This is a genomic window from Moorena sp. SIO3H5 (genome assembly GCF_010692395.1).
GTDB lineage: Bacteria > Cyanobacteriota > Cyanobacteriia > Cyanobacteriales > Coleofasciculaceae > Moorena.
Window position 1 is genome coordinate 1 of the sequence record NZ_JAAHHS010000562.1, and the last position, 3,914, is coordinate 3,914.

Here is a 3,914-nt window from a genome sequence, read left to right on the forward strand (position 1 = left end):
CCAAGTTAAAACTCAATAACAAACAAAAAACCTTGATGGCTCAACACGCTGGGTATTCTAGGTGGGTCTGGAACTGGGCTTTAAACCTGTGGAAGGAAGCCGCATTAGCTGGACTCAAACCTTCAGCCAATAAGTTGAAAAAGTTCTATACTCATCATGTGAAGCCTCAGTATACCTGGCAGTCCACATTAAGTTCTAGGGTTTACCAATTTGCTTTCCTGCACTTAGGAGAAGCATTTAGTCGATTTTTTCAAGGGATTGCTCAACACCCTAAGTTCAAGAAAAAAGGTAGAAATGATAGCTTCACCCTAGATAATTGTGGGAAGGTCATGGAGTTTTCAGGAACTCGGTTGAAACTCCCTTTCATTGGGTGGGTTAGCACTTATGAACCTTTACCTGAAATTCAGACGAAGCGGGTCACAATCAGTCGAGTAGCCGATTCTTGGTATATTTCTTTGGCCTACGAGTCGGAAGCATTACCCACTGTTAAATCTAGAGAATATCTAGGTGTTGATGTCGGGGTTAAAGTTCTAGCCACATGTTCAGATGGGACGGTATTTCCTAATCCTAGAGCTTACAAACAAGCTCAGAAAAAGCTGGCTAGACTTCAACGAGAACTATCTAGAAGAAGTATGGGTTCTGCCAATAGAAATAAGACCAAGCTAAAATTAGCTAAAGCCCATCAACGTATTGCTAACATCCGAAAAGATGCAATCCACAAATTAACCTCTTGGCTTTGCAAAAACCACGCAGTCATTGGCTTAGAAGATCTAAATGTTTCCGGTCTGCTAAAAAACCATAAGTTAGCAGGTGCGATAGCCGATTCCGCTCTTTATGAAATTCGTCGTCAAGTATCATACAAGTCTGAATGGTACGGTTGCTCATTGGTATTTGTAGATAGATTCTACCCATCCACTAAAACTTGTTCTAGTTGTGGTCATGTTTAGGAAATGCCACTTAAAGAACGAGTTTTTGATTGTGAGGTTTGCGGTGAAGTCTTTGACCGTGACTATAACGCCAGCCTCAATGCGCGAACGTTTTGCCGAAGGCTATTCGGTCTAAGCCTGTGGAATAGGAAGTGCCGACACCCTATGAAAAACCAGGTAACTGGAAAGAAGCAGGAAGGGAACTTTAATACGGTTTGTACCGCATTATATCAGTTTCTCGTAGCAGTGAAAGATATATGATCTAATAGGATATAGGATAGTGGTGCAGTGGGACTATTTGAAGACCTGAATCGATTTCTAGAAAGTCGTCTAGAAGAATTTCTCCGCAACAATCCTCATCTAGAGTTACAGGCACTAGAGGAGCAGTTGCGGGAGCAAGAAAAAGACACACTGCGGCTAATTATTGACTTACAGCAACAGGAAAAGCGGTTGCAAGACCAAATTCTCGCCGTTGCCAAAGATATTCAACGTTGGCATGAGCGTATTGAAAAGGCTAAGTCCCACAACAAATTTGATTTGGCTAAAGGAGCTCAAGAGCGAGAAGCAGCTCTGTTACGTCAAGGCAATCAGCTTTGGGGCCAGATGGAAGGGGTTAAACAGCGCATTACTAAAGCCAAGGAACTCCAACAACAGATTAAAAACCGTCGCGCTGAAGTGCAGGCTAAAGCTAGAGATACAGCAGCAGCTCGGGCAAGTGCTCAGCCCAAGCAGAACTCCCAGACATTTGCCTGGAATCAGACTACCAAGAGTAACCAATACAATATTCCTTCTGGTGTAGACCCCTTAGAGCAACAGTTTAAAAGCTGGGAAATGGATGAAGAATTGGAGCAAATGAAGCGTAATATGAACCGTTGATAAAGGATTAAGAATTCATCCTTTATCATTCATCCATCCTTTTTTTTAAAGGACTATTAATAATAAAAGAAATTGATTTCTTTGGGATAGGCAAGGTAGGAAATAAGGACTGCTTTGTAGGGTTTAATTTAGCAGTATTATTCGTAATGTCTTGGTCTTGGCTGTCTTGGCGCTTGTTAGGAGCAGATGAATCAGACCCGAAGGAAGGCTGGCGAAAAATCCAGCCTGGATGCTTGCCATAGTTAGAAGCGATCGCTAATAAGGCTCCTGCTAAGATAAACACTGGTAGTGGTAGAGTTACGTGTCTAACCCACTGGTAGATTTCCACTATCACAAAAAACACCAAAACGCTAGCTATCCAAATTTTTATAACTCTATCCGATACCATGCCAATCTTATGCTCTGATTCGGTTTGTTCCGTCTGAGGAAGCTGATGGAATGTGAGTCAAGCAAACAGTTTTCCCATCAGCTCCTTTAGACCATGCTACACCTTGGCTGCTACTTTGGCTGGAGCGGATATCAAGCTTTCATAAGTTGACCGCATCTTCAGACCAACAAGAACCTGGAACAACCCAGAACCGTTGTTAGAGCCAGGATAATCCTTGTGCTTGAGCAATAACTCGGTCATCTCTCCATCGTACTTGGTTGAGGTATTGCTGAGGTGACTTTCGATGTAAATCATCTCGTTTAGGTTATCAAACTGACCATCTACCTCTAGTACAGAGACTTCGTTACCCATGTAGCTGTCTGGTCCATAGTACATTTTCAGACCAGGATAAGCACAGGTTAGCTTGCGACCACAAGGTCTCCAATCGATGGTTGACCCTTCATCAAACAGATAAACTGGCTCGAAGTCTTTCACTCCTTCCTTTTGAACTAGGCGCACCCGCAGTAGATTGCTTTCCTTAGCTGCCTCTCCCTGAAGCAGCTGGGTGGGAAAGATTTGAATGACCACATCAGCGTATTGCTTCTGGACTTCAATGTAAGCTTCAAAGTCTGGACGTCTAGCTTCAATCGACGCTAGGATATCCTCATAACGATGGCCCCGTTCTGCCATGTCCCGCTGGATTTTCCATTGGATTTTGACCTCATCGCTAATGTCTAGGTAAACCCCGAAGTCAACGAGATCACGCACCCGCTCATCATAAAGAGGGTGCAGACCTTCAATCACTACAACTTTATTTGGCTCAATCCGCTCTGGTGGATCAAGTTCACCGGTCTCATGGTTGTAGATAGGTTTGTCTATGCTCTGACCTTCTTTAAGCGCTTTGATTTGCTCGTACATCAAGTCAAAGTTATTTGCCTTAGGATTAAGGGCAGTAACTTTTTTCTCTTTGCGCTGTTTACGATCCAGACTGTGATAGTCATCGAGACAAATCACCGTCATGAACTCCTGGCCAAATAGGTCGGTCAAACGCTTCAGAAACGTTGATTTACCGCATCCTGAGTCTCCAGCAACTCCTATAACTACCACCCTCTCCAGATCTGTGGTCATATCTTCCCTCTAACGTAAAACATATTCTCAAATCAGTTTTCAGTAAGCCAAAGCCCAAGCCTGGGAGCAATCTGACACACGCTTATAGTGGTGCTTGATAACATGCCACCATAAATCCACTCGCTTAAGTACTAACCACTAGGGAAGACCAAAGCCAAGCTCTGCTTAAGTATTTACTACTAGCTGCTCATAGTGGATTCTACCAAAACCAGATTGCTTATACAAGGCTGATTGTCAGTAGCATTACCTCGCTTAGTACTTATGCTAAGGTTTGTTGGGCATTTTTTAAAGAAAAAATTAAATTGACTCAGGATTTACAGTTTTTGAGTTAGTCATCATGTAACTTGAGAGTAGTGCCTAGCAGTGCCTCTACACTAATTCTCTCCCTGATAAACCAAAACATTACTGGGCATAGCTTTACAATGTTACGCTAATAAGGCATTATTCGGGGTTATTACTAGCTAGCCGCTCACCCATCGACCGTGAGTCCGTTTGTGGTGCCAAGGCAAGTCTTAGCAATACATAGTTAGCAATACATAGTCAGTTTGGTTTGGAGCAATAGAAGCAATGTCTAGTCCTAGCGAGTCTACTAATTCCAGCACTGCTACACAATTTGG

Annotated in this window: 3 protein-coding genes and 1 pseudogene; 2 read left to right on the forward strand and 2 right to left on the reverse strand. The window is 43.1% G+C overall.

Annotated elements, in window-relative coordinates; translation table 11 throughout:
• Positions 1 to 35: 35 nt before the first annotated feature.
• Both F6K52_RS33530 and F6K52_RS33535 read left to right on the forward strand, forming a co-directional pair.
• Positions 36 to 1,187 (forward strand): annotated as a pseudogene (locus tag F6K52_RS33530) (RNA-guided endonuclease TnpB family protein).
• Between the two features lie 27 nt (positions 1,188 to 1,214).
• On the forward strand, positions 1,215 to 1,802 hold the full coding sequence (locus F6K52_RS33535) for a TIGR04376 family protein (protein ID WP_293089027.1): 588 nt from the start codon (positions 1,215 to 1,217) through the stop codon (positions 1,800 to 1,802).
• 25 nt (positions 1,803 to 1,827) lie between these two features.
• Here the strand turns inward: F6K52_RS33535 and F6K52_RS33540 are convergent, their stop codons facing one another.
• Together F6K52_RS33540 and F6K52_RS33545 are read right to left on the reverse strand one after the other, a co-directional pair.
• Positions 1,828 to 2,190: a hypothetical protein gene (locus tag F6K52_RS33540; protein WP_293089030.1), complete on the reverse strand. Its 363-nt coding sequence runs from the start codon at positions 2,188 to 2,190 to the stop codon at positions 1,828 to 1,830.
• 96 nt (positions 2,191 to 2,286) lie between these two features.
• Positions 2,287 to 3,297: a phosphoribulokinase gene (locus F6K52_RS33545; RefSeq protein ID WP_293089033.1), complete on the reverse strand. Its 1,011-nt coding sequence runs from the start codon at positions 3,295 to 3,297 to the stop codon at positions 2,287 to 2,289.
• Positions 3,298 to 3,914 lie beyond the last annotated feature (617 nt).

What these genes read in the sequence shown, in the direction of transcription:
- F6K52_RS33540 (WP_293089030.1), bottom strand. Translation starts at nt 2,190, where the DNA reads ATGGTATCGGATAGAGTTATAAAAATTTGGATAGCTAGCGTTTTGGTG.
- F6K52_RS33545 (WP_293089033.1), bottom strand. Translation starts at nt 3,297, where the DNA reads ATGACCACAGATCTGGAGAGGGTGGTAGTTATAGGAGTTGCTGGAGAC.